Origin of the sequence: Streptomyces sp. NPDC101152, assembly GCF_044768275.1 — a bacterium.
GTDB lineage: Bacteria > Actinomycetota > Actinomycetes > Streptomycetales > Streptomycetaceae > Streptomyces.
The window spans coordinates 1-24,037 of sequence record NZ_JBIWPO010000071.1 but is presented as its reverse complement, the minus strand read 5'-3'; the positions used below and the strand labels follow the sequence as shown (position 1 = coordinate 24,037).

The 24,037-nt window shown below is 69.5% G+C and carries 23 protein-coding genes and 1 pseudogene; 9 read left to right on the top strand and 15 right to left on the bottom strand.

What is annotated here, in order from left to right; translation table 11 throughout:
- Positions 1-2 precede the first annotated feature (2 nt).
- The 10 genes from paaB to pdhA form a co-directional block, all read right to left on the bottom strand.
- Positions 3-329 carry a 1,2-phenylacetyl-CoA epoxidase subunit PaaB gene (gene paaB / locus ACIRVK_RS41775; protein ID WP_404256771.1) on the bottom strand — a complete coding sequence of 109 codons (327 nt, stop codon included), beginning with the start codon at positions 327-329 and terminating at the stop codon, positions 3-5.
- On the bottom strand, positions 326-1,300 hold the full coding sequence (gene paaA / locus ACIRVK_RS41770; protein WP_404256769.1) for a 1,2-phenylacetyl-CoA epoxidase subunit PaaA: 975 nt from the start codon (positions 1,298-1,300) through the stop codon (positions 326-328). The genes paaB and paaA overlap by 4 nt, the downstream gene beginning before the upstream one ends.
- Before the next feature lie 38 nt (positions 1,301-1,338).
- The gene (locus ACIRVK_RS41765) at positions 1,339-2,190 is read right to left on the bottom strand and encodes an enoyl-CoA hydratase/isomerase family protein (protein WP_404256767.1); all 852 of its coding nucleotides are present in this window, start codon (positions 2,188-2,190) and stop codon (positions 1,339-1,341) included.
- Positions 2,181-3,047 carry a 3-hydroxyacyl-CoA dehydrogenase family protein gene (locus ACIRVK_RS41760; RefSeq protein WP_404256765.1) on the bottom strand — a complete coding sequence of 289 codons (867 nt, stop codon included), beginning with the start codon at positions 3,045-3,047 and terminating at the stop codon, positions 2,181-2,183. Before ACIRVK_RS41760 ends, ACIRVK_RS41765 begins: the two co-directional genes overlap by 10 nt.
- Positions 3,044-3,805 (bottom strand): enoyl-CoA hydratase/isomerase family protein, encoded by a 762-nt coding sequence (locus tag ACIRVK_RS41755; protein ID WP_404256763.1) that lies wholly within the window; start codon positions 3,803-3,805, stop codon positions 3,044-3,046. The genes ACIRVK_RS41760 and ACIRVK_RS41755 overlap by 4 nt, the downstream gene beginning before the upstream one ends.
- Entirely contained in the window at positions 3,802-4,983 is a 1,182-nt protein-coding gene (locus tag ACIRVK_RS41750; protein WP_404256761.1) for a thiolase family protein, read from the bottom strand. The genes ACIRVK_RS41755 and ACIRVK_RS41750 overlap by 4 nt, the downstream gene beginning before the upstream one ends.
- Positions 4,976-6,682: a phenylacetic acid degradation protein PaaN gene (gene paaN / locus ACIRVK_RS41745; RefSeq protein ID WP_404256759.1), complete on the bottom strand. Its 1,707-nt coding sequence runs from the start codon at positions 6,680-6,682 to the stop codon at positions 4,976-4,978. Before paaN ends, ACIRVK_RS41750 begins: the two co-directional genes overlap by 8 nt.
- 75 nt (positions 6,683-6,757) lie before the next feature.
- On the bottom strand, positions 6,758-8,080 hold the full coding sequence (locus tag ACIRVK_RS41740; protein ID WP_404256757.1) for a dihydrolipoamide acetyltransferase family protein: 1,323 nt from the start codon (positions 8,078-8,080) through the stop codon (positions 6,758-6,760).
- Positions 8,077-9,096 carry an alpha-ketoacid dehydrogenase subunit beta gene (locus tag ACIRVK_RS41735; protein WP_404256755.1) on the bottom strand — a complete coding sequence of 340 codons (1,020 nt, stop codon included), beginning with the start codon at positions 9,094-9,096 and terminating at the stop codon, positions 8,077-8,079. The genes ACIRVK_RS41740 and ACIRVK_RS41735 overlap by 4 nt, the downstream gene beginning before the upstream one ends.
- A 6-nt stretch (positions 9,097-9,102) precedes the next feature.
- Complete coding sequence (pdhA, locus tag ACIRVK_RS41730) at positions 9,103-10,233, bottom strand: pyruvate dehydrogenase (acetyl-transferring) E1 component subunit alpha (RefSeq protein WP_404256753.1); 1,131 nt, start codon at positions 10,231-10,233, stop codon at positions 9,103-9,105.
- A 120-nt stretch (positions 10,234-10,353) separates the two neighbouring features.
- Between pdhA and ACIRVK_RS41725 the strand changes: the two genes are divergently transcribed.
- Positions 10,354-10,854, top strand: a complete 501-nt coding sequence (locus ACIRVK_RS41725; RefSeq protein WP_404256751.1) for an Lrp/AsnC family transcriptional regulator — start codon at positions 10,354-10,356, stop codon at positions 10,852-10,854.
- Between the two features lie 12 nt (positions 10,855-10,866).
- Here ACIRVK_RS41725 and ACIRVK_RS41720 read toward each other — a convergent pair whose 3' ends face one another.
- The gene (locus ACIRVK_RS41720; RefSeq protein ID WP_404256749.1) at positions 10,867-12,606 is read right to left on the bottom strand and encodes an aldehyde dehydrogenase family protein; all 1,740 of its coding nucleotides are present in this window, start codon (positions 12,604-12,606) and stop codon (positions 10,867-10,869) included.
- Positions 12,607-12,611: 5 nt separating this feature from the next.
- Entirely contained in the window at positions 12,612-13,658 is a 1,047-nt protein-coding gene (gene hisC / locus ACIRVK_RS41715; RefSeq protein ID WP_404256747.1) for a histidinol-phosphate transaminase, read from the bottom strand.
- Positions 13,659-14,253: 595 nt separating this feature from the next.
- Here hisC and ACIRVK_RS41710 point away from each other — a divergent pair.
- Positions 14,254-14,658: an MFS transporter gene (locus ACIRVK_RS41710; RefSeq protein WP_404256745.1), complete on the top strand. Its 405-nt coding sequence runs from the start codon at positions 14,254-14,256 to the stop codon at positions 14,656-14,658.
- An 86-nt stretch (positions 14,659-14,744) separates the two neighbouring features.
- Positions 14,745-15,134, top strand: a complete 390-nt coding sequence (locus ACIRVK_RS41705; protein WP_404256743.1) for an STAS domain-containing protein — start codon at positions 14,745-14,747, stop codon at positions 15,132-15,134.
- 116 nt (positions 15,135-15,250) lie between these two features.
- On the opposite strand, the gene ACIRVK_RS41700 is transcribed toward ACIRVK_RS41705, so the two are convergent.
- Entirely contained in the window at positions 15,251-15,577 is a 327-nt protein-coding gene (locus tag ACIRVK_RS41700; RefSeq protein ID WP_404256741.1) for a hypothetical protein, read from the bottom strand.
- A gap of 78 nt (positions 15,578-15,655) precedes the next feature.
- Between ACIRVK_RS41700 and ACIRVK_RS41695 the strand changes: the two genes are divergently transcribed.
- A complete protein-coding gene (locus ACIRVK_RS41695; RefSeq protein ID WP_404256739.1) occupies positions 15,656-16,000 on the top strand; it encodes a hypothetical protein in 345 nt (114 codons plus the stop codon).
- Here ACIRVK_RS41695 and ACIRVK_RS41690 read toward each other — a convergent pair.
- Entirely contained in the window at positions 15,959-17,173 is a 1,215-nt protein-coding gene (locus ACIRVK_RS41690) for an RNA-guided endonuclease InsQ/TnpB family protein (protein ID WP_404256737.1), read from the bottom strand. The genes ACIRVK_RS41695 and ACIRVK_RS41690 overlap by 42 nt on opposite strands.
- A 49-nt stretch (positions 17,174-17,222) precedes the next feature.
- On the opposite strand from ACIRVK_RS41690, the gene tnpA reads away from it, so the two are divergent.
- Positions 17,223-17,651, top strand: a complete 429-nt coding sequence (tnpA, locus tag ACIRVK_RS41685; protein ID WP_404256735.1) for an IS200/IS605 family transposase — start codon at positions 17,223-17,225, stop codon at positions 17,649-17,651.
- 299 nt (positions 17,652-17,950) lie between these two features.
- Here the strand turns inward: tnpA and ACIRVK_RS41680 are convergent, their stop codons facing one another.
- Positions 17,951-19,918, bottom strand: a complete 1,968-nt coding sequence (locus ACIRVK_RS41680) for a hypothetical protein (protein ID WP_404256733.1) — start codon at positions 19,916-19,918, stop codon at positions 17,951-17,953.
- Between the two features lie 959 nt (positions 19,919-20,877).
- Here ACIRVK_RS41680 and ACIRVK_RS41675 point away from each other — a divergent pair.
- From ACIRVK_RS41675 to ACIRVK_RS41660, 4 genes and pseudogenes are all read left to right on the top strand, one after another.
- Entirely contained in the window at positions 20,878-22,173 is a 1,296-nt protein-coding gene (locus tag ACIRVK_RS41675; RefSeq protein WP_404256731.1) for a dicarboxylate/amino acid:cation symporter, read from the top strand.
- A gap of 44 nt (positions 22,174-22,217) precedes the next feature.
- Positions 22,218-22,499 (top strand): hypothetical protein, encoded by a 282-nt coding sequence (locus tag ACIRVK_RS41670; protein WP_404256781.1) that lies wholly within the window; start codon positions 22,218-22,220, stop codon positions 22,497-22,499.
- Positions 22,400-22,651, top strand: a pseudogene (locus ACIRVK_RS41665) (aspartate/glutamate racemase family protein); the annotation flags it as partial. The gene ACIRVK_RS41670 and the pseudogene ACIRVK_RS41665, both read left to right, overlap by 100 nt.
- 275 nt (positions 22,652-22,926) lie before the next feature.
- Positions 22,927-23,616 (top strand): GntR family transcriptional regulator, encoded by a 690-nt coding sequence (locus ACIRVK_RS41660; RefSeq protein WP_404256729.1) that lies wholly within the window; start codon positions 22,927-22,929, stop codon positions 23,614-23,616.
- The last annotated feature ends 421 nt before the right edge of the window (positions 23,617-24,037 follow it).

Below are 24,037 nucleotides of genomic sequence, written 5' to 3'. Positions count from 1 at the left end.
TCCTAGATGTGAGGGACATCGTCGGGGATGGCGTAGAAGGTGGGGTGGCGGTAGACCTTGTCGCCGCTGGGTGCGAAGAAGGCGTCCTTCTCGTCAGGTGCGGAGGCGGCGATGGTGTCGGAGCGCACCACCCAGATGCTCACCCCCTCGTTACGTCGTGTGTAGAGGTCGCGGGCGTGGAGGAGGGCCATGTCGTCGTCTGCCGCGCGCAGGGAGCCGACGTGGACGTGGTTCAGGCCGCGCTTGCCGCGGACGAAGACCTCGTACAGCGGCCACTCGCCCCGTCCGGGGGCCGTAGATCGGGTGTCCGTGGCAGTGGGCTCGTTCATGCCGCCGCTCCTTCTTGTGCCCGGTGGGCCTGCTTGGCGGCATGGGCGGCCGCCGCCTCGCGCACCCAGGCGCCGTCTTCGTGCGCGGCTCTTCGTCGCGCGATCCGTTCGTCGTTGCACGGCCCGTGTCCGGAGATCACGCGCTGCAGTTCCGTCCAGTCGGGGGTGGTGAAGTCGTGGTGTCCGCGCTGCTCGTTCCACTTCAGTTCCGGGTCGGGCAGGGTGACGCCCAGCTTCGCGGCCTGAGGGACCGTCATGTCGATGAAGCGCTGGCGCAGTTCGTCGTTGGAGTGCCGTTTGATCTTCCAGGCCATGGACTGAATGGAGTTGGGCGAGTCGTCGTCGGACGGCCCGAACATCATCAGGGACGGCCACCACCAGCGGTCGACGGCGTCCTGCACCATGGCCCGCTGCTCGACCGTGCCCCGCATCATGGTCAGCAGCAGTTCGTAGCCCTGGCGTTGGTGGAAGGACTCCTCTTTGCAGATGCGCACCATCGCCCGGCCGTAGGGGCCGTAGGAGGTGCGGCACAGCGGTACCTGGTTGCAGATGGCCGCGCCATCCACGAACCAGCCGATCACGCCCACATCCGCGAAGGTGCGGGTGGGGTAGTTGAAAATGGAGGAGTACTTTTGGCGGCCTTCGATGAGCCGCTCGGTGAGTTCGGTGCGGTCGGCGCCGAGAGTCTCGGCCGCCGAGTAGAGGTACAGTCCGTGGCCAGCCTCGTCCTGCACCTTGGCGAACAGGATCGCCTTGCGGCGCAGCGAGGGTGCCTTGGTGACCCACTCGCCTTCCGGCTGCATGCCGATGATCTCGGAGTGGGCGTGCTGGGCGATCTGCCGTATGAGGGTGGCGCGGTAGCCGTCGGGCATCCAGTCGCGGGGCTCGATGCGTTGGTCGCGGGCGAGGGTGTCCTCGAAGGCCCCCTGGGAGGTTGGGGCCCCGGAAGGTGTGCCGTTGGGGTTGTTCATCGGGGGTGCTGCTCCGTCGTAGGTGGTGGCTGGGTGGGTCAGTGGCCGCGGAAGGCGGGGCTGCGGCGTTCGAGAAAGGCTGTTACGGCTTCGTGGTGGTCCTCGGTGGCACCGAGGCGTCGTTGAATCACGGCCTCGCGTTCCAACGTCGCCTGCACTGGTGTTGAGCCCGCGCCTCGGAGCAGTGCTTTGATCTCCCGGTAGGCGGCGGTGGGTCCGTCGGCCAGGTTGCGCGCCATGGCCAGGCCCTCGGCCGCGGCTGAGCCGTCGGGTGCGACGCGTTGGACCAGGCCCCAGCGTTCGGCGTCCCAGGCGGAGAAGGGCTCGTTGAGGAGCATGAGTGCGGCGGTGCGTGACGGGCCGAGCTGGCGGGCCAGCGCGCGGGCGACTCCGGAGTCGGAGGCCAGTGCCAGGCCGGTGAAGGCGGTGGCGAAGCGTGTGCTCTCGGCCGCGACGCGCAGGTCGGCGCAGAGCGCGATGCCGAGTCCGGCTCCGACGCAGTTGCCCTCGACGGCCGCGACGAGCGGGATGGGCAGTGCGTTCAGCTCCTTCACCAGGGGGTTGTAGTCATTGGGGAGGTTGGCGAACGCCCGGATGGGCGCGGTCTTCAGCAGCCGGGCGTGTTCGGTGAGGTCCTGTCCGACGCTGAAGTTCTTGCCGCGTGCGGTGATGAGCGCCGCCCTCACTCCGCGGGCGGCGTCCGTGGTCAGACGGCGGGCCACTGTGAGCAGTGCGCTGCGCATGTGCGCGTCGAGCGCGTTGGCGCCCGTGGGGCCGCGCAGTTCGATGACGGCCACGGCGTCGGTGACCTCGTATGCCACGCCGTAGGTTTCGGGGGGCTGGTGTGCGCCTTCGCGGGCGGGGGCGGTGGGGTTGTCGTTCAGTACCATGAGTAGAACCCCTGTCCGGTCTTGCGGCCCAGTTCGCCGCGGGCGACCTTCTCGCGCAGCAGCCGGGGGGGCGCGAAGCGCTGTCCGAGGGTGGTGTGCAGGTGTTCGGCGATGGCGAGGCGTACGTCGAGTCCGACCAGGTCGGTGAGGCGCAGCGGTCCCATCGGGTGCTTGTAGCCCAGGCGCATGGCCGTGTCGATGGCCGCCGGGCCGGCGACGCCCTCCTCGACCATGCGAATGGCTTCGAGGCCGAGTGCGAGACCGAGGCGGCTGCTGGCGAAGCCGGGTGAGTCGCTGACGACGATCTCCGATTTTCCGAGGGCGCGGGTCCATCCGGTCGCCGTCGTCAGGGTTTCCCCGCTGGTGTCGGGCGCGGTGACCAGTTCAACGAGCGTGGAGACGGGAACGGGGTTGAAGAAGTGCATGCCCAAGAACCGTGCCGGGCGCCCCAGGGCGGCGGCCAGTTCGGTCACGGGCAGGGAGCTGGTGTTGCTGGCCAGTACGCACTCCGCCGCCACGGCCTGTTCGGCGGCGGCGAGCAGCCCGGCCTTGAGTGCCGCGTCCTCCGGCACGGCTTCGACGACGAGTTGGGTGTCCCGGGGCAGTTCGGTGACCGAGGTGACGGCGGTGACCCGGTCGGCCGCCGCGCGGGCTGCGGATCGGTCCAGCCAGCCGCGCTCGGCGGCCAGCCGTAGTCCGGCGGTGATCCGGTCGTGGGCGGTGGCCGCCGCCGCGACGTCGTGTTCCACGACCGTCACAGACGATCCGGCGGCTGCGAAGGACTGGGCGATGCCGGCGCCCATCCGGCCGCCGCCGATGACGCCCACCATGGTGGGCGGTGCTGGTGTCGTGGTCATGTCCGGCCTCCGTTCTTCTCCAGGAAGCGCGTCATGCGCTCCTTCTTGTCGCTGCCTTCGAACAGCACGGCCTGGGCGAGGTCGTCGGCCACGGGGTGGGCACCTGGGGCGTCGGTGACGAGCTTGGTGAGCCGCAGGACGAGCGCCGAGGAGCGGGCCATGCTGTCGAGCAGGGCGTGCGCCTCGGCGATCAGCCGGTCCGCGGGTACGACGTCCATGAGCAGTCCGCAGGCGAGCGCGGCCGGCGCGTCGAGCGTGCGGCCGGCCAGCAGGACCTGTTTAGCCACCGACTCGCCGACCAGTTCCCGCAGTCGCCAGCACGCGCCAGCGGCGGCGAGGATGCCCAGGCCGGGCTCGGGGTTGCCGAAGACCGCGTCGGGGCCTGCGATGCGAAGGTCGCAGGCGTAGGCCAGTTCGGCGCCGCCGCCGAGCGCCCAGCCGGGCACGGCGGCCAGTGTGGGCATGGGCAGTCTGCGGATCCGTTCGAAGAGGCGGCTGTTGATGCCCTGCAGCGCCTCGTGCCTGCCGCGTTCGCGCAGTTCGGCGATGTCGGCGCCGCCGGCGAACACACTGCCGTGCCCGGTGAGCAGCAGGAGTCTGGGATGGTGCTCCAACTCCTCGCACACGCTGTGCAGTTCGGTAACCATGCGGCCACTGATGGCGTTACCCGCCTCGGGGCGGTGCAGGGTGACGACGACCCGGTCCGCGCGCCGTTCGACGAGCAGGGTGTCGTAGGTGGTGTCGGCGCTCGTGCTCATACGCGTTCCACCAGCATCGCCACGCCCATTCCGACGCCCACGCACATGGTCGCCAGGCCCCGGTGGCCGTTCTCGCGTTCCATGCGGCCGAGGAGAGTGAGCACGATGCGTGCGCCGGAGCAGCCCAGTGGATGGCCGAGGGCGATGGCGCCGCCGTCGGCGTTAACCCGCTCATCGTCCAGTTTCAGCCTGCGGATGACCGACAGTGCCTGGGAGGCGAACGCCTCGTTGAGTTCGACCGTGTCCAGGTCGTCCACGCTCCAGCCCGCCCGGTCCAGCGCCTTGGCGGTGGCCGGCACGGGGCCGAGCCCCATGAGGCGAGGCTCGACCCCAGCCGAGGCGGCGGTGACGACACGGGCGCGGGGAATCAGCCCGTGGCGTTCGACCGCCGCCCCGCTCGCCACCAGCAGGGCCGCCGCCCCGTCCGACAGGGGTGAGGAGTTGCCCGCGGTGACGATTCCCTTGCTGCGGAAGGAGGTGCGCAGCGCTCCGAGCCTCTCCAGCGTGGTGTCCGGACGCGGTCCTTCGTCCCGGGTCACCTCGCCGTCCTTCACCGCCACCGGGACGACCTCCCGGTCCAGGCGGCCGGCTCGCTGGGCGGCCTGCGCCCGCCGGTGGCTGCGCAGCGCGTAGGCATCCGCCTCCAGACGTGTGATGCCGTCCAGCGCTGCGAGTTCCTCGGCGGTCTCGCCCATGGACAGGGTGGTGTCGGCGGGGAAGCGGGGGTTGGTGAAGCGCCAGCCAAGAGGCGTGTCGAGCACCTCGGGCGGCCGGGCCCACGGCGTGCCCGGTCTGGCCATCACCCAGGGGGCGCGAGTCATGGACTCCACTCCCCCGGCCACAACGACGTCGGCCTCGCCCGCCCGTAGCGTCTGGGCGGCGGAGGCCACGGCGGTCAGGCCGGAGGCGCAGAGCCGGTTGACGGTGTATCCGGGCACGTGGTGGGGCAGACCGGCCAGCAGCACCGCCATGCGGGCCACGTTGCGGTTGTCCTCGCCGGCCTGGTTGGCGGCGCCGAGGATCACCTCGTCGACGGCCTCGGCCGGGATGCCGGAGCGCCGCACCGCCTCACCGACGACGAGGGCGGCCAGGTCGTCGGGGCGCACGGAGGACAGGGCACCGCGGTGTCGCCCCAGCGGCGTGCGGGCGCCGTCGATCAGATAGACCTCGTCAGACATGGTCGTGCTCCTGTGCGGTGGCGGGACGGCGGGACTGCAGGACCGAGAACCGGCCGTGGACGAACGCCGGGTCGGTCAGCGTCGCGTTGGCGGCCGGGTTGGCCGAGGAGCCGTGGAAGTCGCTGAAGGCGGCGGACTGGTTGGGGAAGACATCGCCGGTGAGGTTCTCCGACAGGTGCACCCCGGCTTCCAGGGCCGTGGCACGGGTAGCCGCCAGAACACCCTCGTCGGACGCGTACACGCAGGCGGTGAGCCCGCCGTGGCGCCGTACGGTGTCGTGCAGGACGTGAAGGGAGTGTGCGGTGTCGTCGGTGGCGATGACGAAGGCGACGGGTCCGAACCACTCGCTCGTGTAGGTCTTGACGTCGGCCTCAGCGTCGAGCCGGGCCACCAGCGGGGTGCGCACGACGGCGTCCGGATGGTCAGGGTGGGTCACGGCCCGCGAGGGATGGGCGGTACGGTCGAGGGCTGCCGCTTCCTCCAGGCGCGCGAGGATTCCGCCATTGACGATGGCTCCGAGGGTGGCGGCCGCGCGGACCGGGTCGCCGAGCAGGTCATCCAGGGCCGAGCCCAGATCGGAGGCAAACTCGTCCGCCGTGCGCCTTCCTCGGTCGGTGGGGAAGCCGTCGCGGGGCACCAGGATGTTCTGCGGGGTGGTGCACATCTGGCCGCTGTAGAGCGCCAGTGAGAAGGCGAGGTTGCCCAGCATTCCGATGTAGTCGTCCGTGGAGTCCACGACGACGGCGTTCAGGCCGGCCTTCTCGGTGTGGACGGCGGCCTGACGGGCGTTGTCCTCCAGCCAGTCGCCGAACTCGCTGGAACCGGTGAAGTCCACGATCCGTACATCGGGATGGGTGGCCAGGGCGGGAGCCGTGCGCTCCTCGGGACCGGAGGCGGCCAGCAGGACCACGTCCGGGTCGAAGCCCGCCCCCGCCAGCACCTCGCGGGCGATCCGCACGGTGATCGCCAGCGGCAGCACGGCCCGCCGGTGCGGCTTGACGACCACCGGGTTGCCGGTGACCAGGCTCGCGAAGAATCCCGGGTATCCGTTCCAGGTGGGGAAGGTGTTGCAGGCGATGAGGACCGCCACGCCACGGCCGACCGGAGTGTAGGACTTCTCCATGACCAGCGCTCCGCCGCGGCGCCGGGGCTTGCTCCAGCGTGCGGTGGCCGGATGGCGGAGCTGTGCCTCCCAGGCGTAGGCCACTGCTTCCAGTCCGCGGTCCTGGGCGTTTGGGCCGCCCGCCTGGAAGGCCATCCCGAAGGGTTGGCCGGTGGTGTGCTGGACGGCGTGGGCGATCTCGAAGCTCGCGGCGTTCAGGCGGGCCAGGATCTCGGCCGCCACGCCGGCGCGGACGTCGGGGCTCGCGGCACGCCAGGCCGTGGCCGCCGCCTTGGCGGTCACCACGGCGAGTTCGGGCACCAGGTGGGGGTAGCTGATGCCGAGGGGAAAGCCGTAGGGCGAGACTTCGGCGGCCGGGACGGTGCCGGTGGTGGGGTGCCCGTCGAGCGTGAAGTGCCGGTCGAGGAGATCACGGAAACGGGTCTCTCCGCGTTCGGATGCTCCGGCTCCGTACGCGGAGTCTGCGGGGGTTTCCGGATAGGGCGTCCAGTAGCCGCGGTCGGTGGTGCGTTCCACCGCCTGGTGGAGAAGGTCCGCATGGCGGGCGAAGAAGTCGGGGTGCTGGTCGATGGACATGAAGCTCCAGGCCGAACGTTCGGTAGGTAAGTGGGTGTAGTGGGCCCCATCGGAGGGGAGAGAAGACGAGTCGGATCAGACGTCGGCCAGCAGGGTCGCCGGTCGCTCGACGCAGTCGGCGACGAAGCGCAGAAAGCCTCCGGCCGAACCGCCGTCGCAGACCCGGTGGTCGAAGCTGAGCGAGAGCTGCGTGACCCTGCGTACGGCGAGCGCGCCGTCCACGACCCAGGGTTTGTCGGCGATGCGTCCCACGCCGAGGAGCGCCGCCTCCGGGTGGTTGATGATGGGTGTCGAGCCGTCGACGCCGAAGACGCCGTAGTTGTTCAGGGTGAAGGTCCCGCCGGTCAGCCGGTCGGGGGGCAGGTTCCCCTCGCGGGCGAGCTCGGTCAACCGGGCTAGTTCCGCGGCGAGTTGTACGGTCGTCAGCCGGTGGGCGTCGCGGACGACCGGGACGACCAGTCCGCGGTCGGTCTGGGCGGCAAAGCCGAGGTGCACCTCGTCGTGGCGCAGGATCTCCCGCCGTTCGGTGTCGACCGAGGAGTTCAGCTCGGGGTAGCGGCGCAGACCGGCAACGCAGATGCGGGCCAGCAGCGCCAGCAGCCCGATGCGACGGCCGGGTTCGGCGGCCTCCAGTGCCTTCTTGGCCTGGAGAAGTCCGGTGGCGTCCAGGTCGACCCAGGTGGTGGCGTCGGGGATCTCGGTCCGGCTGCGCGAGAGCTTGTCGGCCACCGCCCGGCGCACACCGCGCAACGGTATGCGCACGGGACCGCTCGAGACCGGCTCCGCCCGGGGGGCGGCCTCCTCCGGGCTCCCGCCGCCCTGGGCGAGGGCCTGCTCCACGTCCCGTCGCAGGACGACGCCAGCAGGACCGGAAGGCTGCAGGGCGGTGAGGTCGATGCCGTGGTCCCGGGCCATGCGCCGTACGAGGGGCGAGATGGCTCGGGGCGCGTGCTCGGCGGGCGCCCCGGCCGCGCCGCCGGCGGACGTCCTGGCCGTGCGTCGGCGGCGACGGCGGGGCACCGGTTCATGTCCGGTGCCGTAGCCGATCAGCACGTTGCCGGATCCGGCCTGCTCCTCCTCGCGGTAGCGCTCGGCAGCCAGCTCGCCCGCACGTGAGCCGGTGTCCTCTCCCCCGCCGGAGGCACGCTCCCCGACGGTGATGAGCGGTTCGCCCACCGCCAGCGCGCCGCCGGCCTCGGCGTGCAGCCGCAGCACGGTGCCCGCGTAGGGCACCGGCACCTCGACGGCTGCCTTGGCGGTCTCCACCTCGACCACGATCTGGTCGATACTCACCGTGTCGCCGACGGCGACCTTCCAGTCGATGATCTCCGCCTCGGTCAGTCCCTCGCCGAGGTCGGGCAGCCGGAACAGCTGCTCCTGCGCCGTCGCGGTGCTCATGCGACCGCTCCCTTCAGCAGGTGGCGGGTGTCCGGCTCGTCGGCGAACTGCAGGCGGTCGACGGCGTCGAGGATCCGGTCGACGCCGGGCAGGTGGGCGTGTTCCAGCTTCGGCGGCGGGTACGGGATGTCGAACCCGGCCACCCGCAGAACGGGCGCGGCCAGCGAGTGGAAACAGCGCTCCTGGACCCGCGCGGCGATCTCCGCGCCCACTCCGGCGAAGCCCTGGGCCTCCTGCACGACCACACAGCGCCCCGTCCTGCGGACGGACTCCGTGACGGTCTCGTCGTCGAAGGGGACCAGGGTGCGCAGGTCCACGACCTCGAGGTCGATGCCGTCGGCGGCGGCCGCCTCGGCCGCCGCCAGGGCCACCGGGACCGACGGACCATAGGCGATCACCGTGGCGTCGCGGCCGGCCCGCCGTACCGCGGCCCGGCCGAACGGCGGCGCCTTGCGCGTCTGCAGGCCGGCCTCCTCGCGCGACCAGTACAGCTTCTTCGGCTCCAGGAAAACGACGGGGTCGGGGTCAGCCACCGCGTCGCGCAACAGCCAGTACGCGTCCTCCGCTGTCGCGGGGGTGACGACCTTCAGTCCGGGGGTGTGCACGTAGTAGGCCTCGCTGGAGTCGCAGTGGTGCTCCACTCCGCCGATCCCGCCGGCGTACGGGATGCGGATCACCATCGGCAGGCCGATCCGTCCGCGGGTGCGGTTGCGCAGCTTGGCGACCTGGGAGGCGATCTGCTCGAATGCCGGGTAGGCGAAGGCGTCGAACTGCATCTCCACCACGGGCCGAAACCCGCCCATCGCCATGCCGACCGCCAGCCCGACGATGCCCGCCTCGGCCAGCGGGGTGTCGAAGCAGCGCTGCTCACCGAAGTCGCGGGTCAGCCCGTCGGTGATGCGGAACACCCCGCCGAGGGGACCGACGTCCTCGCCGAAGACGAGGACCTTCTCGTCCTCGCGCAGCGCGTCGCGCAGGGCGGTGTTGAGCGCCTGCGCCATCGTGACCTTGGTCATCGCGGTTCAGTCCTCCTGGTCGTTCCGGGCGACGTCGGCCGCCGCCAGTTCGGCCGCCAACTGCGCCCGCTGCTCACGCAGTTGCGGCGTCGGTTCGGCGTAGACGTGGTCGAACAGCTCCATCGGGTCAAGCTCGGAGTCGGCGTTCATGCCCGCGCGCACCCGCGCGGCCAGTTCCTCGGCCTCCTCCCGCAGCGCCGCCACGTCCTCGTCGCTGAGTGCGTCCCGCGATCGCAGGTACACCTCCAACCGCTCGACCGGGTCGGCGGCCCGCCACTCCTCGACCTCGTCGTCCTGCCGGTAGCGGGTGGCGTCGTCGGCGTTGGTGTGCGCGTCCATGCGGTAGGTGTGCGCCTCGACCAGGACCGGACCGTCTCCGGCCCGCGCGTGCTCCACCGCCGCGGTCAGCACCGCCAGCACGGCCACCAGGTCGTTGCCGTCGACCTGCTCGGAGCGCATGCCGTAGCCGATGCCCTTGTACGCCAACGCGGGCGCCGCGGTCTGCCTGGCCAGCGGCACGGAGATGGCGTACTTGTTGTTCTGGACGAAGAAGACGACCGGCGCGCGGAAGACGGCCGCGAAGTTCAGCGCCTCGTGGAAGTCGCCCTCGCTGGTGGCGCCATCACCGACGAGCGCCATCGCGATGCCGTCGGTGCCCCCGCGGCGCAGGGACTCGGCCATCCCGGTGGCGTGCAGCACCTGCGTGGCCAGCGGGGTGCACTGCGGGGCGACGCGGGTGGCGGCGGGGTCGTAACCGCAGTGCCAGTCACCACGCAGCAGCGTCAGCACCTCGACGGGGTCGATGTCCCGGGTGACCAGGGCCACCGAGTCGCGGTAGGTGGGAAACAGCCAGTCGCCGGAGCGCAGCGCGAGCACGGCCCCGATCTGGCAGGCCTCCTGGCCGCGACTTGAGGGGTAGACCGCGAGCCGGCCCTGCTTGGTCAGTGCGGTTGCCTGGGTGTCGAACCTGCGTCCCAGGACCATCCGCCGGTAGGCCTGGCGCAGGGCCTCGACCGGCGGCTCGGCGTAGTCGGCCGGCTGTCGGGCGACCGGCGAGCCGTCCTCGGCCACGAACCGTACCGGCGTCAGCGACGGCAGGAGGCCCTGAACGGTCTGGCGGAGGCTCTTCACAGACATGGAGGGCACTCACTTTCTCTGGACACTTGACAGGAGAATGGTGGCTACCGCGGAATATGTGTTCAATAGCTCCGCCGAACCGGCGATGAATTGCCGAATTGAGCGAGACAGGAGAGCAATGTGTCCGAGGAAAGCGTGTCGCCGGGCGTGGCGGCCGGACGAACTGCCGTCCCGCTCGACGACGTCGACCGGCAGATCCTCAGCCGGCTCCTCGACGACGGACGGATCTCGATCCGGTCCCTCGCGGAGCAGGTCCACATCTCCCGGGCCAACGCCTACACCCGCATCGGCAGACTGGTGGCCGAGGACGTCATCACCGGCTTCACCGCACAGCTCAACGCGCAGCGGGCCGGCCTCGGTACGAGCGCCTACGTGATGCTCGGGATCGAGCAGAACGCCTGGCGCGACATCTCGCGCGAGCTGCGTGACATCCCGTACGTGGAGCATGTCGCCCTGGTCACGGGCGACTTCGACGTCCAGGTGCTGGTGCGCACACCGGACAACATCGCACTGCGCCAGGTCGTGCTGGAGCGCATCCAGGCGGTGCCGGGAGTGCGCTCCAGCCGCACCTGGCTCGTCTTCGACGAGGTGCGCGGGCGCGGCGCCGTCTGGACCGACTGAGAACGGGTCCGTTCATACGTCGATGAGCGTGGCGCCCAGGCCGTGCTCGTGCACGGCCACTCCCCCGGCTTCCGGTAAGGCGACCGTGAACGCTTCCGGCGCCGGAGCGGGCGCGGAGGCGGCCGGCGGGGCGTGCCAGCGGGAGCGCAGAACGCGAAAGCGTCCGGTGACGAAGTGGGCGCCGGCTCCCGGCAGTTCGGTGAACGCCGAGGAGGGACCGGCGGGCAGGTCGCTGAGGTTCGCGACCAGATCCACCCCGGCGTCCAGCGCGGCCGCCTCGGCGGCCGCCAGCACCACGGGATCGGTGGAGTGCACTGCGGCGTAGATCGCGCCGTGCCGTGCCACCGTGCGGCGCAACAGCGCCAGAGCGTGCGAGGTCGACTCGGTCGCCACCAGGAAGGAGACCGGGCCTGGCCATTCCCGGGTGTAGATCGCCTCGTCCGAGGCGCGCAGCCGTACCAGCAGCGGGCTGCGTGTGTCGGCAGACGGATGGTCGGGGTGGACCACCGGGGCGGAGGCGTGCAGGACCGGGCCGTACCGTGCGGCATCAGTGAGGGCGTCCCGCACCTCGTCGGCGGTGATCGCGCCCAGCACCCGTGCCACGCGTGTGGGATGCCCGAGCAGTCGGTCCACGGCGTCGGCCAGGTCGGAGCCGAAGTCGCGCAGCGTCTTGCGGCCCTCGTCGGTGTCGAACCCCTGCTCGGGAACCAGGATGTTCTGCGCAGTGGTGCGCACCGTGCCGTTGCACAGGCACAGGGAGAGTGCGAGTCCGCGGACCAGCCCCCGGTAGTCGTCGGTGGAGTCCACGACCACGGTGTTCAGACCCGTCCGGTCGGCGAACACGGCGGCTTGGCGGGCGTGTTCCTCCAGCCAGCCCGCAACGCGCGCGGAGCCGGTGAAGTCGACGATGCGCACGGCCGGGTCCGTGGCCAGCCGCTGGTGCACCTGTCGCTCGGGCTCCGCCACCGCCAGGGTGACGACGTCCGGGTCGTGTCCTGCCTCCGCGAGCACCTGTCGGGCGACCCGGACCGTGATCGCCAGCGGCAGCACCGAGCGTGGGTGGGGGGCCACGACGACGGGATTGCCGGTCACCAGGCTGGCGAACAGGCCGGGGAACCCGTTCCAGAGCGGGAAGTCAGGACAGCCGATGAGCAGCGACACCCCCCGGGGCACGAGGGTGCAAGTGCCCTGCAGGGCCAGCGGTCGTCCTCGGTGACCGGCACTCTCCGGGGGCAGGTCGGCCGGGACGCGTTCCGACTCGGCGAAGGCCTGCGCGACAGCCTGAAGCGCACGGTCCTGGGCGCGCGGGCCGGCGGAGCGGAGGGCGGTCGGCAGCGGCTGGCCGGTGGTGTGGTGCACCGCCAGGGCCAGCTCGTGGCTGCGGGTGTTCAGTCGGCGCAGGATCTCCACGGCGAGCCCCGCGCGCTGGTAGGGGCCCGCGGCCCGCCATCCGGCCGCGGTCCGTGCGGCCGCGGCGACCAACTCGGCCGGTTCGCAGCGTGGATAGGCGATGCCCAGGCCGATGCCGTACGGCGACGACTCCGTGCGCACGCTGCCGAGGACGCCGGGCTGCCCCAGGTCGAAAAACCGTCCCAGCAGGGAGTCGAAAACCTTTCCGGCGGTACGGGTCGATCTCATCCCCGCGTCCAGGCCTGTCGCCTCCGTGAAGGGTCGCCGGCGTTCCCCCGCGGCGAGGGCGGCGACGACACTCTGGAGCAGTTCGCGATGCCGTTCGTAGGCGCTGGGGCGCATGGCCTTCAGCCTTTCCAGGTGGCCGCGAGTGCCAGCAGGGCGTCGTTCTCCTCCGGCAGCCCGATCGTCACCCGGACGCCCTCGCCGAAGAACGGGCGGACCACCACCCGACCAGCCAGGCAGTGCCCCTCGAATTCCGCACTGTTGTCGCCGAGCGGCAGCCAGACAAAGTTGGCGTGGGAGTCGGGGACCTCGTACCCCAGCGCACGCAACCGCCGCGTGACACGGTCTCGTTCGGCGACCGTCAGCCCGGCCTGCCGGACGACCTCCGCGGATTGACCAAGGGCGACGACGGCCGCCCGCTGGGCAAGTGCGCTGACGCTGAACGGCACCTGGGTCTTGCGCACATGGGAGGCGACGTCGGGCGGCGCGACGCAGTAACCGATACGCAGCCCCGCCAGGCCGTAGGCCTTGGAGAACGTCCGCAGCACCACCACGTTGGGCGAGTCGCCGAACAACGCGAGGGCGTCGGGCACCAGCGCGGGATCGGCGTACTCCCGGTACGCCTCGTCCACGACGATCATCACCTCCCGCGGCACCCGGTCGGCGAACTCGAGCAGCTCCCGCTCGCCGAGCGCAGTGGAGGTCGGGTTGTTGGGGTTGCACACGAACACCAGCCGGGTCCGCTCGGTGATCGCCTCGGCCATGGCGTCGAGGTCAAGCGCGTGATCACGCAGAGGCACCTTCACCGCCGTTCCGCCTGCGACCGCAGTGAGGATCGGGTACGCCTCGAAGGAACGCCAGCCGAAGACGACCTCGTCGCCCGGGCCGACGACCGTGTGCAACAACTGTCCGCAGACCTCGGAGGATCCGGCGCCCACCGCGATCCGGTCCGGATCAACCCCGTGACGCGCTGCCAAGGCCTGCATGAGGTCCGTGGCGTTCAGATCGGGATACCGCGACACACCGCCCGCCGCCTCGGCGAGGGTTCGGGCCACCCCGGGCAACAGCCCGAAAGGCGATTCGTTGCTGGCCAGAACGATGGCCCCGGACAGTTTGCGGCCCGGGACGTAGGCGGGCAGTTGAGACAGGGACGCACGGACACGCACCATGCTGGACTCGCTTCTGCAGCACTGAGGCCCGAGGTCTGCCATCGGGCGCTGAATAGGCACATCGTGATGAGCGGACGACAAGCGCTCAACTGTTCAACGAATTCCGCGACGAATCGCCGGAAGCCGCTCACCGGTCGGCAAACCGTCTAGTAGGGCGCGCTTCGGGGCCATCGGTACGAGACGTATGGCGGCACCTCGTACCGGTCATCGGACCGGGCCGCGGTCACGACACGGCCACAGCGGCTGATCGACGCCCCCCACTGTGGGCGGGAGGCGTACAGACTGCTCGCTGCCGCAGTCAAGGGGTGACCGTGGCTGGCCTGCTGCAATCGAAGGAGAGAACCTGTCCAGGACCCGCCTCCACCCGCGCCACAAGGCCCTGACAGCCTATGCGGCCGCTGCCGCACTGCGCGCGGCCGGCTGCGCGAAGGCGTCGGCAGGCGCACAGGTCAGTGGCTGGCGGGCCGACGACCACTGGCCGGTCCGGCACCAGGCCGTCTGGCTGCGATCGGCGGTGGCAGCCTTCCGCGAGCCGACCGCCGACGGCAGCCGGTCGCCGCACCGGGACGAAGCGGTCGAGAGGGAGATGGTTGCCATGACGAACGACGTCGCTGCCGCCGCCGCGGCGAACGCCGGGAGTGCTTCTTTGTCCACGAAGGTGATGTGGGCGATCCTCGGGCTGGTCCTGGTGGCCGACGCCCTGGACATGATCGACTCGACCGTCACTCAGATCGCCGCGCCTACGATCGTGCGGGACGTAGGAGGCGGGGAGGCCCTGACGAAATGGCTCGGCTCCTCTTACGCGTTGGCCATGGGTGTGCTGCTGGTGATCGGCGGCCGGCTCGGCGGCAGCTTCGGGCAGCGCCGCCTGTTCCTCGTCGGCATGGCCGGCTTCACCGTCGCGTCCGCCGTCTGCGGCGGATCACCGGATCCGACGCTGCTGGTGGTGGCAGTTGGCTACGAAGCCGCACGGAAGCCAGGGCCGCGGGTCCCGCCCTGACCGGAGAGAGGCCCGAGGAAACGTGGCAGCGAAGGGGGGCCGGACGGCCCTTCCGGCGCACCCATCGGCCCGGATTTGCTCTGACCATGGTCGAAAACCTCATCACGTCCGCACCCCGCCACACCGAGCGTGCCGTCGGCGGGACGACCGTCATAGAGCTGCGCGGTGAGATCGACATCCTCACGGCGCCGGCGCTCGGAGTACGCCTGGACGAGCTGACGGCGGCCGTCCTCCCCGATCTCGTAGTGAACCTCTGCGCCGTGTCCTTCATCGACTGCGCCGGACTGGGCGTGCTGTGCCGGGCGCGGAACAGGATCACGGAACGGCAGGGTCGACTGCGGCTCGTCACTGACAGCAACCGATTCCTTCGAGTACTGAGTGGCGCGGGGCTGGATGGCGTGTTCGAGACCTACGACCGACTGCCCGAAGACTTGGCTGCCGTGCCCGGCAGGATCCTCGCCACCGTAACGGGCTGACAAGACGGCGGGCGAGCAACTCGCAAACCGCACCGGGCTGAAGGTCCAGCACGAGGCCGTCGAAATGGCCGGGGCCCCAGGAAGACCTGCTACCCGGGTGGACCGGTCGTTGAGCGTCACCACACCTGATCTGGTGCGCGTCGTGGAGTGGCCGGTCCCTCCGGGCCGTACCCGAGGCGAATCAGCATCGGCGCCTGCCCCGTGGGGTCCAGTACGAGGCTCAGGTCACGGCGTAGGTCGGGCCACTCCATCGGTTGATACAGCAGGGAGGCACGCACACCGTGCGGCGTGGCCACCAGTAGCACGTGCTCCAGCGCCTGTCCGGCGCGCAGCCAATCGCTGCGACGGTCGTGCTCGGTGGTCAGCACGGCTACCAGAGGCAGGAACTCGAAGGGCTGGGCGGGGAGCCGCTCAAGGTGCCGTTGTGCGGTGAAGTCACGCATGGGCAACTGCTCGTGCGCGTCCTGCGGCCCCAGTGCCGCTTGCGGTATGCCGACAGCGCTGGAATCGTCCGGGTCCCGGTGCACCCAACGGCGGCAGCCGCCGAGTCGGTACGGGACTTCGCGGCCCGCAGCACCCGTAGCAGCGTTGTGGTGGGGACACCGCAGGCCGCCGAGCTGGCAGCCGTGCTGACCGCGGCGGGCGCCTCGGTCGAGCCGGAGGGCTCGACCGGCGTAGAGAAACTCGCCATGACCGGGCTCCCGGCCGACCGGATCGGGGCGCTCGCCTTCGACAACGGTATCCAGCTGAACGAGCTGACCGCCCGCACCGCACTGGAGGCAGCCTTCGTGACTCCTCCCCCGGCTGAGGCCGGGGGCTTCTCGTTACGCCGGGTTGGCGTCGCGACGGACCAGCCCGGCCCGTAGAACGTTGGTAGCTCCTACCGTGTCGGCGTGCGCGGTGTGGCCGCACGAGGCGCAGTGGAACTTTTCCTGTGTGGGCCGGTTCTCCTTCGCGGTGTGCCCGCATTCGGGGCAGGTGCGGGAGGTGTTGCGGGGGTCCACGGCGATCACTTCCCGTCCGGCGCTTTCAGCCTTGGCGTGCAGGATCGTCAGGAACACCCCCCATCCGGCGTCGTTGATCGACTTGTTGAGCCCGGCCTTCGCGGCGGCCCCGTCGGTCATGAAGGTGCCCGGTCGGCTGGGGTCGGGTTTCGGTGCGGGGGCCTTGCTCATGTTGCGGATCTTGAGGTCTTCGTGCGCGATGAAGTCGTGTGCGCGGACCAGGCCGAGCGCGGTCTTGTGCGCGTGGTCGAGCCGCCGGCGCCGCACTTTGCCGTGTCGTTGGGCGACCTTCTCCACCGCGCGCTGGTGGTTGGCGGTTCGGTCCTTCGCCTTGGATCGCGGGAACCGGGACAGGGCCTGCTGCGCCGCCTCCAGTTTCGCGGCCGCACGGCGGCCGTGGCGCGGGCTGGGCACGAAATCGCCGTTCGAGTCGGCGAGGAAGTTCGCGATGCCCAGATCGATGCCGACCACGGAGCCGGTCGCGGGCAGCGGTTCGGGCCGGTCCTGCTCAGCGGTCAGCACGACGAACCACTTTCGGCCCTCGCGCTTGACCGACACGGTCTTGACGTGGCCGGCCACCGGGCGGTGCTGGTTGACCCTGACGTGGCCGACTGTCTGGAAGCGGACCCGGGTGACGGGGTCGTGCGGGGTGGAGTTCCACCGGCAGCCGTCCCCGTCCTTGGGAAAGTCCACCGTGTCGAACCAGTTCGCCCCGCGAAAACGCGGATAGCCCGGGGCATCGCCGGACTTGACCCGGCGGAAGAACGCAGCGAACGCCTTGTCGAGACGGCGCAGGGTGGCCTGCTGTGAACTGAACGACCAGCGGCCCTGACGCTCCGGGTCGAACGCCCGGATCTCCTTGAGCTGCGCCGACTGCATCCCGTACTTGGCGGTGGTCTTCGAGACATGCCGCCAGGCGTCGCGGCGTTCCTGCAACGCCCCGTTGTAAAGGGAGCAGTGATCGCGCAACATCTCGCCGAGCGCCTGCTCCTGGCGGACGGTGGGCCGCAGGAGGAACGTGTACGCACGGATCATCCAGCCCACCCCCTCCCATCGGGTCGCTCGACCCTACTACACTTGGCGCATGTCACCACGCTGGGAACCAGATCCCGACATCAGACGCGGAAACCATGTAGTTTTCAACCTCCACGCACACTTGGTGTTTGTCACGAAGTACCGGCGGGAGGTCTTCGACGACGACATGCTGACGCGCTGCGAAGCGATCATGCGGGACGTGTGTGAGAGCTTCGGCGCAAAGCTGCGGGAGTTCAACGGCGAAGGCGACCACGTGCGTCTGCTCGTGCACTACCCCCCGAAAGTCGCCCTGTCCAAACTCGTCAACTCCCTCAAGGGCGTCAGCTCCCGCTACCTGCGAGCGGAGTACACCGGCCGGATCAACCGGATCGGGACGGGCTCGGTGTTCTGGTCCCCGTCCTACTTCGCCGCGTCCTGCGGCGGCGCACCGCTGAGCATCGTCAAGGACTACATCGACAACCAGAAGCGACCGGCCTGACCCTCACCCCGAAGACGCAGAGATCTCCGGCGCTACGCGCCTCCCGGGCCGAGGATCACAATCCCACCCCGCCTGAAGGCCGGGATTCCCCGCGAAGATCAAGGGATGGAACTCACCGCCGACAGCACCGAATACCAGGCAGGACAGCCCCGATGAGCACACTCGCCTCCGCGCCACCGACCACCCCCGCCCACCGGGGTGCTCGCCCGCTTCTGGGACCTGCTTGCCACCGAGTGGATCAAGACACGGTCCCTGCGGTCCACACCGTGGACGCCGACAGCGCCGGCCCTCTGCGATCTCTACCGAACCCGGCGGTTCACCCCTCGCTCTGCGCGCACCTCCGTTATGCGATAGGCGATGCGATGCAGACCGGACTCGTGCAGCGCGTCGCAGACCTGTGCGACGTCGGTTCGGCTGGCCGCCCATTGGATGACCGAGGCCAGGTCGGCTTCCTCGCCGTAGGTGAGCAGGTCGCGGCAGAATCGGGCGAGGCTTTGAGGCGAACCGTCTACCGCCATGCTTTCGAGACACAGGCATGGCAGTCCGCGGATGCCCGCCGCGCGCAAGGATGGGAAAAACGAGCACACGTCGAGCCGTTGTGTGAGTGCCGTGGCCAAAGCTGTGTCGATGTCGGGATTGCTGACGGATCCGAGGTCGCCGAGTGCGTCGACCAGGAGTTGGGGCTCAGCTCTGAGTGCAAAGCGGCGCAGCAGAGCAATGCAGCTCGGCCAATGTCCTTGGCCAGCGAGCGCGCGTGCCACAGCGCCGACTTGCCGGGGTCTGTCCTCGATCAGCGTGGTGACGAGGCGATGAGCCACAGCGTCTCGACCACTGTCGAGCAGGATCTTCATGAGCCCGGCGTACTGGTCGATCGCTCGGTCCAGAACGGCCGTGCCAAGCGCCACGACGGTTCCGTCATCGTCAGCGCTCCGTGCCTGGAGGATCGTCAGGGCTTTGACGACCTGCGTTGGAGGCAGACTTGCGATGCTGACCAGCAGGGTCGTGGCGTCTGCGTGCGCGTGAGCGCGCCAGAGTTCAGCGGCGACCACGGCGCGCTGTTCAACCGGGGCCCGGCGTATCCCTGCCAGAAGCCGGTCGGCCCTGGTGGTGTGGCGCAGGCTGTCCATCAAAGCCGTGGCGTCCTGGGCGTCATCGACAGAGGCGGCAAGGCGGATGCCGGTGAGGAGGCGCTGGGTTCGGCCCGGGCGGCGCGTCTCGCGCAGTTTGTCGATCAGTGTTGCGGCGGCGTGCGGGTGGTTGAGCGCCATCACGACCAGCAATTCATCGGACTGTGCCAGGTAGCCGCGGGTACGCAGGGTATCGGAAAACCTGATGACGTCGGTGACGGGACGGCTGGCTGCAGCATGGGCGAATGCCTGGACGGCGAGAGCAGGCAGAACAGCGGCGTTGAGCTGGTCGGCCAGGGCCTCGACTTCGCTGCATTCCATGCGTGTGGCGACCTCGCCGACCAGCCGATGGGCAGGAAAGGCCTGTTCTGCCGCGACCAAGGTCCTCGCGGCTGACGCGATCGCGGAGGGAGTTGACCGGTATGTCTCGACCATCGCGTCGAGCACGCGGTCAGCCGCAGCAGTCGCTCCCGCCGAGGACATCCGAACGAGCAACTCTGCGGCCCGGGTTGCCGGCCATTGTTCCGCGAGCTGGAGCCAGGCCCTCGCGTAGAGGGGATAGGCGCTGTCCGCGTGGCCAGCTGATTCCAGGTCTTCGGCCAGTGCCAGGATTTGGGCCTGAGGCCATCCGGTAGTGGCCTCGACAAGAAGCGGGTCGAGGAGATCGTCAGAACCGCTCGCTTGCAATGCGGCCAGCAGGGATGGTATTGCTCCGGTCGCTGCCGCCTTCCGGCCGGCCACTCGCGCCAGGCAGAGGGTCACTTCAGTGCCGTGGCCGGTTCCCGTCAACTGTCTGAGAAGCGAGGCGACCTCGAAGTCCGGCCGTTGACCTGCGCTCCACAACATCTGCGCGCAATCCTGGCGGTGTCCCAGCGACAGTATGGCTCGGAGCGCGGTGTCGAACTCGCCCGGTGTCCAGCGGGACATGATCGCCAGGGTCCGGTCAGCTTCCTGCTGCATTCCCAGGGACCGCATATACGCAGGAACGGCTGCCGCCGTCTTCGGGTCCGCCGCAGTGAGAATCCGGGCCAAAAGCTGATCAGCGGCCTCGTGCTCACCTGCAGTGCGAAGCGTGGCCAACTGGCTCGTCAGCTCGGTGAAGTTGCGCAGGTGCGTGGGCGCAAGCGCGAGGTTGTCCATCAAGCGCTCCGCCTCCTGGATTGGCGGGCAGTCGACCTCACGGGGGTCCCGGGACGTTGGCGGCGGCCGCATCTACTTTCTCCTTTCAACGCTTATCAACTTGCCTGAACGGATCTCTTCGCGGTCCGAGACGTTCTCTGCGGCCTCTCGCTATCTGCACGCCGAAGTGGGCGTCGACGGAGGCCTCCTTGCCCCAGACCAGCTCATGTTCGATCCGAACACGCAGTTCTGGTGGCTGAGCCAACGTCCGCTCCTTCGTAGTTCGTGCGGATGACGTGCGGGTGACGCGCGACGCGGGAGGCCACACTACCGGGCAATACGCAGAGCGCAATATTCTGGACTACAGGGTTGTCCGGTCAGTGGGTCGGCGATACTGCTGGCCGCGTGAGGTCCGGGCCACCACCCCTGTCGCCACAGGCGTCAGCGACGACGGGCGCACCCCCGGCCTTGCACGAGCTCTGGTGGCTGTAGACAGTTCTCTTGGCTGTGGTATTCCTGCTGGTCAGCGGGGCGTGGGTCGAAGGTTGACGGCCTGCTTGGGGTGGGAGATGCCTAGCTTGGCGAGCAGGTCGGTCTGGGGCTTGGTGAGGCCGTGACCTGCTGGAACGTGCAGGTGGGGCCGGTGAAGGTCCCGGCGTGGAGGTGCTGGAGCTCGCGGCGGGCCTGGGTCGTGCCGGCGAGGACCTCCAGGAGCCCCGAATTATGTCGAACCCGGGTGCTGGAGTGCGCTCTACGTGTGCCGCCTGGCCATCTGTGATCCTCCCCGTCACCAAGGGTCGAAGTCGATGTGCCGGTGAGGGAACCCTTGACAGACCGCCATCCCGGACCCATTCTTCCTCTCAATATGCAGAGCGCAATATATTGGAATGGAGATGTCGGTGAACGCACCACGTAGTCGGGGAACCGGCGCTGAGGGTCGCTCCAGAACGCTGCCGGGACTTCTGCGAGGGTGTCTCCGGATGCCGATCGGCATGCAGTCGATCATCGCCGTCGGACTCGGAGTCCTGATCGGGTCCCTCGCGCCGGCCGCCGGCGAGCAGATGAAGATCCTCGGCGACCTGTTCCTCAACCTGGTCCAGGTCGTCGTCCTGCCCCTGGTCTTCCCGCTCATCGTGCTGGCCATCGCCCGCATGGAGTCGGTCAAGAAGGTCGGCCGGATCGCCGGCAAGGCCGTGCTCTACTTCGAGCTCGTCACCACCGTCATCCTGCTGCTCGCGGTAGGCCTCGCCAAGTTCACGGGCATCGGCAAGAGCGCCCCCGTCCATGGCGCTGACGCCAAGGACCTGGACGGTCTGAGCCAGGGCATCGACTTCCACGCGCTGGTCCTGCACGCCGTACCGAAGAACATTTTCGCCGCGTTCGGCGAGGGCAACCTGCTCGGCGCCATCACGTTCGCACTGCTGGTGGGCGTGGCCATGGCTGCGGTCGGGGAGAAGGCGGCGCCGCTCACCTCGGTGCTGGAGTCCTTCGTTGATGTGATGTTCAAGGTCGTCGGCTACGTCATTCGCGTCGCCCCGCTCGGGGTCCTCGGTTTCATGTCCTACGACGTCGCCCACTATGGCTTCGGCAACTTGCGCAGCCTCGCGGGCTTCATCGTTGTGGTCTACGCGGGCCTGGCCATCATCATCGGGCTGCTCTTCCCCCTGATCGCCGCGATCTACCGGATCCGATACTTCAAGCTGCTGAAGGCGATCGCCAACCTGGCGGGCATCGCGTTCGTCACCCGCAGCTCCGAGTCCGTTCTTGCTCCGCTCATGGGCAAGTTGGAAGATTTCGGTCTCAGCCGTTCCACTACCTCGTTCGTCGTCCCGCTCGGCTACTCCTTCAACACCGACGGCTCTGTCCTGTACATGGGTACGGCTATGGTCTTCCTCGCCAACGCCTACGGCGCCAACACCTCCCTGCCCGCCCTGCTCCTGATGGTCGGCGTGCTGGTGATCCTCTCCAAGGGCATGGCGGGCGTCGCTTCCGCGTCCATCGTCGTCCTCATCGCCGCCAGCAGCAGCGTCGGCCTGCCCGCCGAGGGCATCGCCCTGCTCCTCGGCGTCGACTTCATCGTCGACATGGCCCGCACCGGCGTGAACGTCATCGGCAACTCGCTCGCCAGCGCCGTGGTCGACAGCTCCGAGAGACGGCGGGAGGCCAAATACGGCCCCAGCGATGCCGCCCATGAAGCCGGCGAGGCGGCCGAGCACGACGGCACTACCTCCGAACTGCAGCTCGCACCGTCGCCTCAGAAACATGCGGCCCGGTGACAAACCCGACGGGCACGACGGAGGTCATCGGCATCCTTGGCGGCATGGGACCGGCGGCCACCGCCGACTTCTACGCCAAGCTGGTGTCGATGACTCCGGGCCACAGCGACCAGGACCACCTCAGGACGGTCATCTGGTCCGATCCCACCATCCCCGACCGGACCGGGGCTCTCCTCGGCAACGGCCCCGACCCCACGCCCTGGCTCCTCAACGGCAGCCGTGTCCTGTGCGAGGCCGGGCCACCGTCATCGCCATCCCCTGCAACACCGCGCACGCCTTCGTACTCCGGATTGCCGACCATGTCGGCCTGCCGATCGTCCACATGATCGGCGAAGCCGCCAGTCACCTCACTACCCTGCAGCCGGCCGTCCGTACCACAGGGCTGCTGGCCACCGCCGGCCCCATTCGCGCGGGCCTGTACCAGGAATGGCTCGACCACCACGGCATCCGCCTCGTCCTGCCGGACCCCGCCAGCCAGCAGGATCAGGTCATGGCCGCCATACGCGCCGTCAAGGCCGGCAATCATGGGGCGACGGCCGCCCCTTGTCGGTGTCGCGCAGCAGCAGACCGAACAGGGCGCGCAGGCGGTCATCGCCGGCTGTACCGAGATCCCACTGGGTCTCCCGGCCGACGCCGTCGACGTCCCTCTCATCGATCCGGCCGCCGTACTGGCCAAGGCGCTGGCCCGCCGCGCCCGAACCCTCTCGAGAAGTCCCGATGGGGCAGAACGAGGCCCGATGTATCGTACGCAATATGTCGCTTGCCAACCCAGTCTCCCGTCGCCTCCTCAGTGACGAGGTCTTTGACCGCCTGCGCGACTCCATCGTGCGCGGTGAACTCGTACCGGGAGAGAAAGTCAAGGACAGCGAACTCGCCGAGCGCCTCGGGCTCAGCCGCACCCCGGTGCGTGAGGCGCTCACGCGGCTCGCCGACATCGGCCTCGTCGAGGCGAAGCCCGGCGTCTACACCCGTATCACTACCCTCAACCGCCGCGACGTCGAGAAGACCCTCGCCGTCCTACGCTCCCTCGACCAGCTCGCCATAGAGGCTGCCGTACCGGTCATGACCCAGCAGGACGTGCGGAGCATGCGCGACGCCAACCGCGATTTCGAACGGGCCGTCGCAGCGAACGACATCACTGCGGCGCTCGCCGCGGACGACCGCTTCCACGCGGTCCCTATCACGGCCGCGGACAATCCTGTCCTCAGCCGGATCGTCGGGCAGCTCCATCCTCAGATCCACCGCATCCTCTACCGCAAGTTCTCCACCCTGCTCGGCGGCCGCAACACCATCGAGCATCACAACGAGCTCGTCGGGGTCTGCGCCATGGGTGACGCCCGTGCCGCCGCTGAACTGTCCGGACAACACTGGTCCGAACTCGGCGGCCATATCAACCAGCTCTTCGATACCAACCAGTTCACCGAAGCGCCGACCGCCGAATAGTGCGGCCGAGCGGGTCCGAAAGTTCGTGCAGGCCCGTGAAAGGGCAGGCTGGCCGGAGCCCTCAGATGGGCTCCGGCCAGCCGATGCGTGCGAGCATGCCGGACAATGGGAGTCCGCCTGTGGAAGCATTCGCGGACACGCCGGTGGCTGGCAGTAGTGCCAGGATGCCCCCTGGGGCCACCGAGCAGTGACCGCTTTCGCTGCCGCGTAGACCGAGGCCTGTGCGGTGTGCTGTGCCAGCTCCTTGACTTCTCCCCCAGCTGCAGCAGGGAGATTCTTCCCTCGCGGGTTGAGCTTTCTGCTTCTCAGACAGCAGCTGCCCCGAACTACTGACCTTTTCGGGTTGCGTTCGGGTGGTGACGTTGGGTGATCCATGCGGTATGCCGGTGTTATGCGGTACGCGGATGGTGGGGGCCTGACT

Excerpts from the sequence above, each read along its gene's own strand:
- ACIRVK_RS41710 (WP_404256745.1), top strand. The coding sequence starts at position 14,254 with ATGACGAACGACGTCGCTGCCGCCGCCGCGGCGAACGCCGGGAGTGCT.
- ACIRVK_RS41670 (WP_404256781.1), top strand. The coding sequence starts at position 22,218 with ATGGGACCGGCGGCCACCGCCGACTTCTACGCCAAGCTGGTGTCGATG.
- ACIRVK_RS41750 (WP_404256761.1), bottom strand. The coding sequence starts at position 4,983 with ATGTCTGACGAGGTCTATCTGATCGACGGCGCCCGCACGCCGCTGGGG.
- ACIRVK_RS41700 (WP_404256741.1), bottom strand. The coding sequence starts at position 15,577 with ATGCGTGACTTCACCGCACAACGGCACCTTGAGCGGCTCCCCGCCCAG.
- ACIRVK_RS41720 (WP_404256749.1), bottom strand. The coding sequence starts at position 12,606 with ATGCGCCCCAGCGCCTACGAACGGCATCGCGAACTGCTCCAGAGTGTC.
- ACIRVK_RS41680 (WP_404256733.1), bottom strand. The coding sequence starts at position 19,918 with ATGGACAACCTCGCGCTTGCGCCCACGCACCTGCGCAACTTCACCGAG.
- pdhA (WP_404256753.1), bottom strand. The coding sequence starts at position 10,233 with ATGTCTGTGAAGAGCCTCCGCCAGACCGTTCAGGGCCTCCTGCCGTCG.
- hisC (WP_404256747.1), bottom strand. The coding sequence starts at position 13,658 with ATGGTGCGTGTCCGTGCGTCCCTGTCTCAACTGCCCGCCTACGTCCCG.
- paaN (WP_404256759.1), bottom strand. The coding sequence starts at position 6,682 with ATGTCCATCGACCAGCACCCCGACTTCTTCGCCCGCCATGCGGACCTT.
- ACIRVK_RS41765 (WP_404256767.1), bottom strand. The coding sequence starts at position 2,190 with ATGGTACTGAACGACAACCCCACCGCCCCCGCCCGCGAAGGCGCACAC.
- ACIRVK_RS41705 (WP_404256743.1), top strand. The coding sequence starts at position 14,745 with ATGGTCGAAAACCTCATCACGTCCGCACCCCGCCACACCGAGCGTGCC.
- ACIRVK_RS41760 (WP_404256765.1), bottom strand. The coding sequence starts at position 3,047 with ATGACCACGACACCAGCACCGCCCACCATGGTGGGCGTCATCGGCGGC.
- paaA (WP_404256769.1), bottom strand. The coding sequence starts at position 1,300 with ATGAACAACCCCAACGGCACACCTTCCGGGGCCCCAACCTCCCAGGGG.
- ACIRVK_RS41735 (WP_404256755.1), bottom strand. The coding sequence starts at position 9,096 with ATGACCAAGGTCACGATGGCGCAGGCGCTCAACACCGCCCTGCGCGAC.
- paaB (WP_404256771.1), bottom strand. The coding sequence starts at position 329 with ATGAACGAGCCCACTGCCACGGACACCCGATCTACGGCCCCCGGACGG.
- tnpA (WP_404256735.1), top strand. The coding sequence starts at position 17,223 with ATGTCACCACGCTGGGAACCAGATCCCGACATCAGACGCGGAAACCAT.
- ACIRVK_RS41690 (WP_404256737.1), bottom strand. The coding sequence starts at position 17,173 with ATGATCCGTGCGTACACGTTCCTCCTGCGGCCCACCGTCCGCCAGGAG.
- ACIRVK_RS41755 (WP_404256763.1), bottom strand. The coding sequence starts at position 3,805 with ATGAGCACGAGCGCCGACACCACCTACGACACCCTGCTCGTCGAACGG.
- ACIRVK_RS41675 (WP_404256731.1), top strand. The coding sequence starts at position 20,878 with ATGCCGATCGGCATGCAGTCGATCATCGCCGTCGGACTCGGAGTCCTG.
- ACIRVK_RS41740 (WP_404256757.1), bottom strand. The coding sequence starts at position 8,080 with ATGAGCACCGCGACGGCGCAGGAGCAGCTGTTCCGGCTGCCCGACCTC.
- ACIRVK_RS41660 (WP_404256729.1), top strand. The coding sequence starts at position 22,927 with ATGTCGCTTGCCAACCCAGTCTCCCGTCGCCTCCTCAGTGACGAGGTC.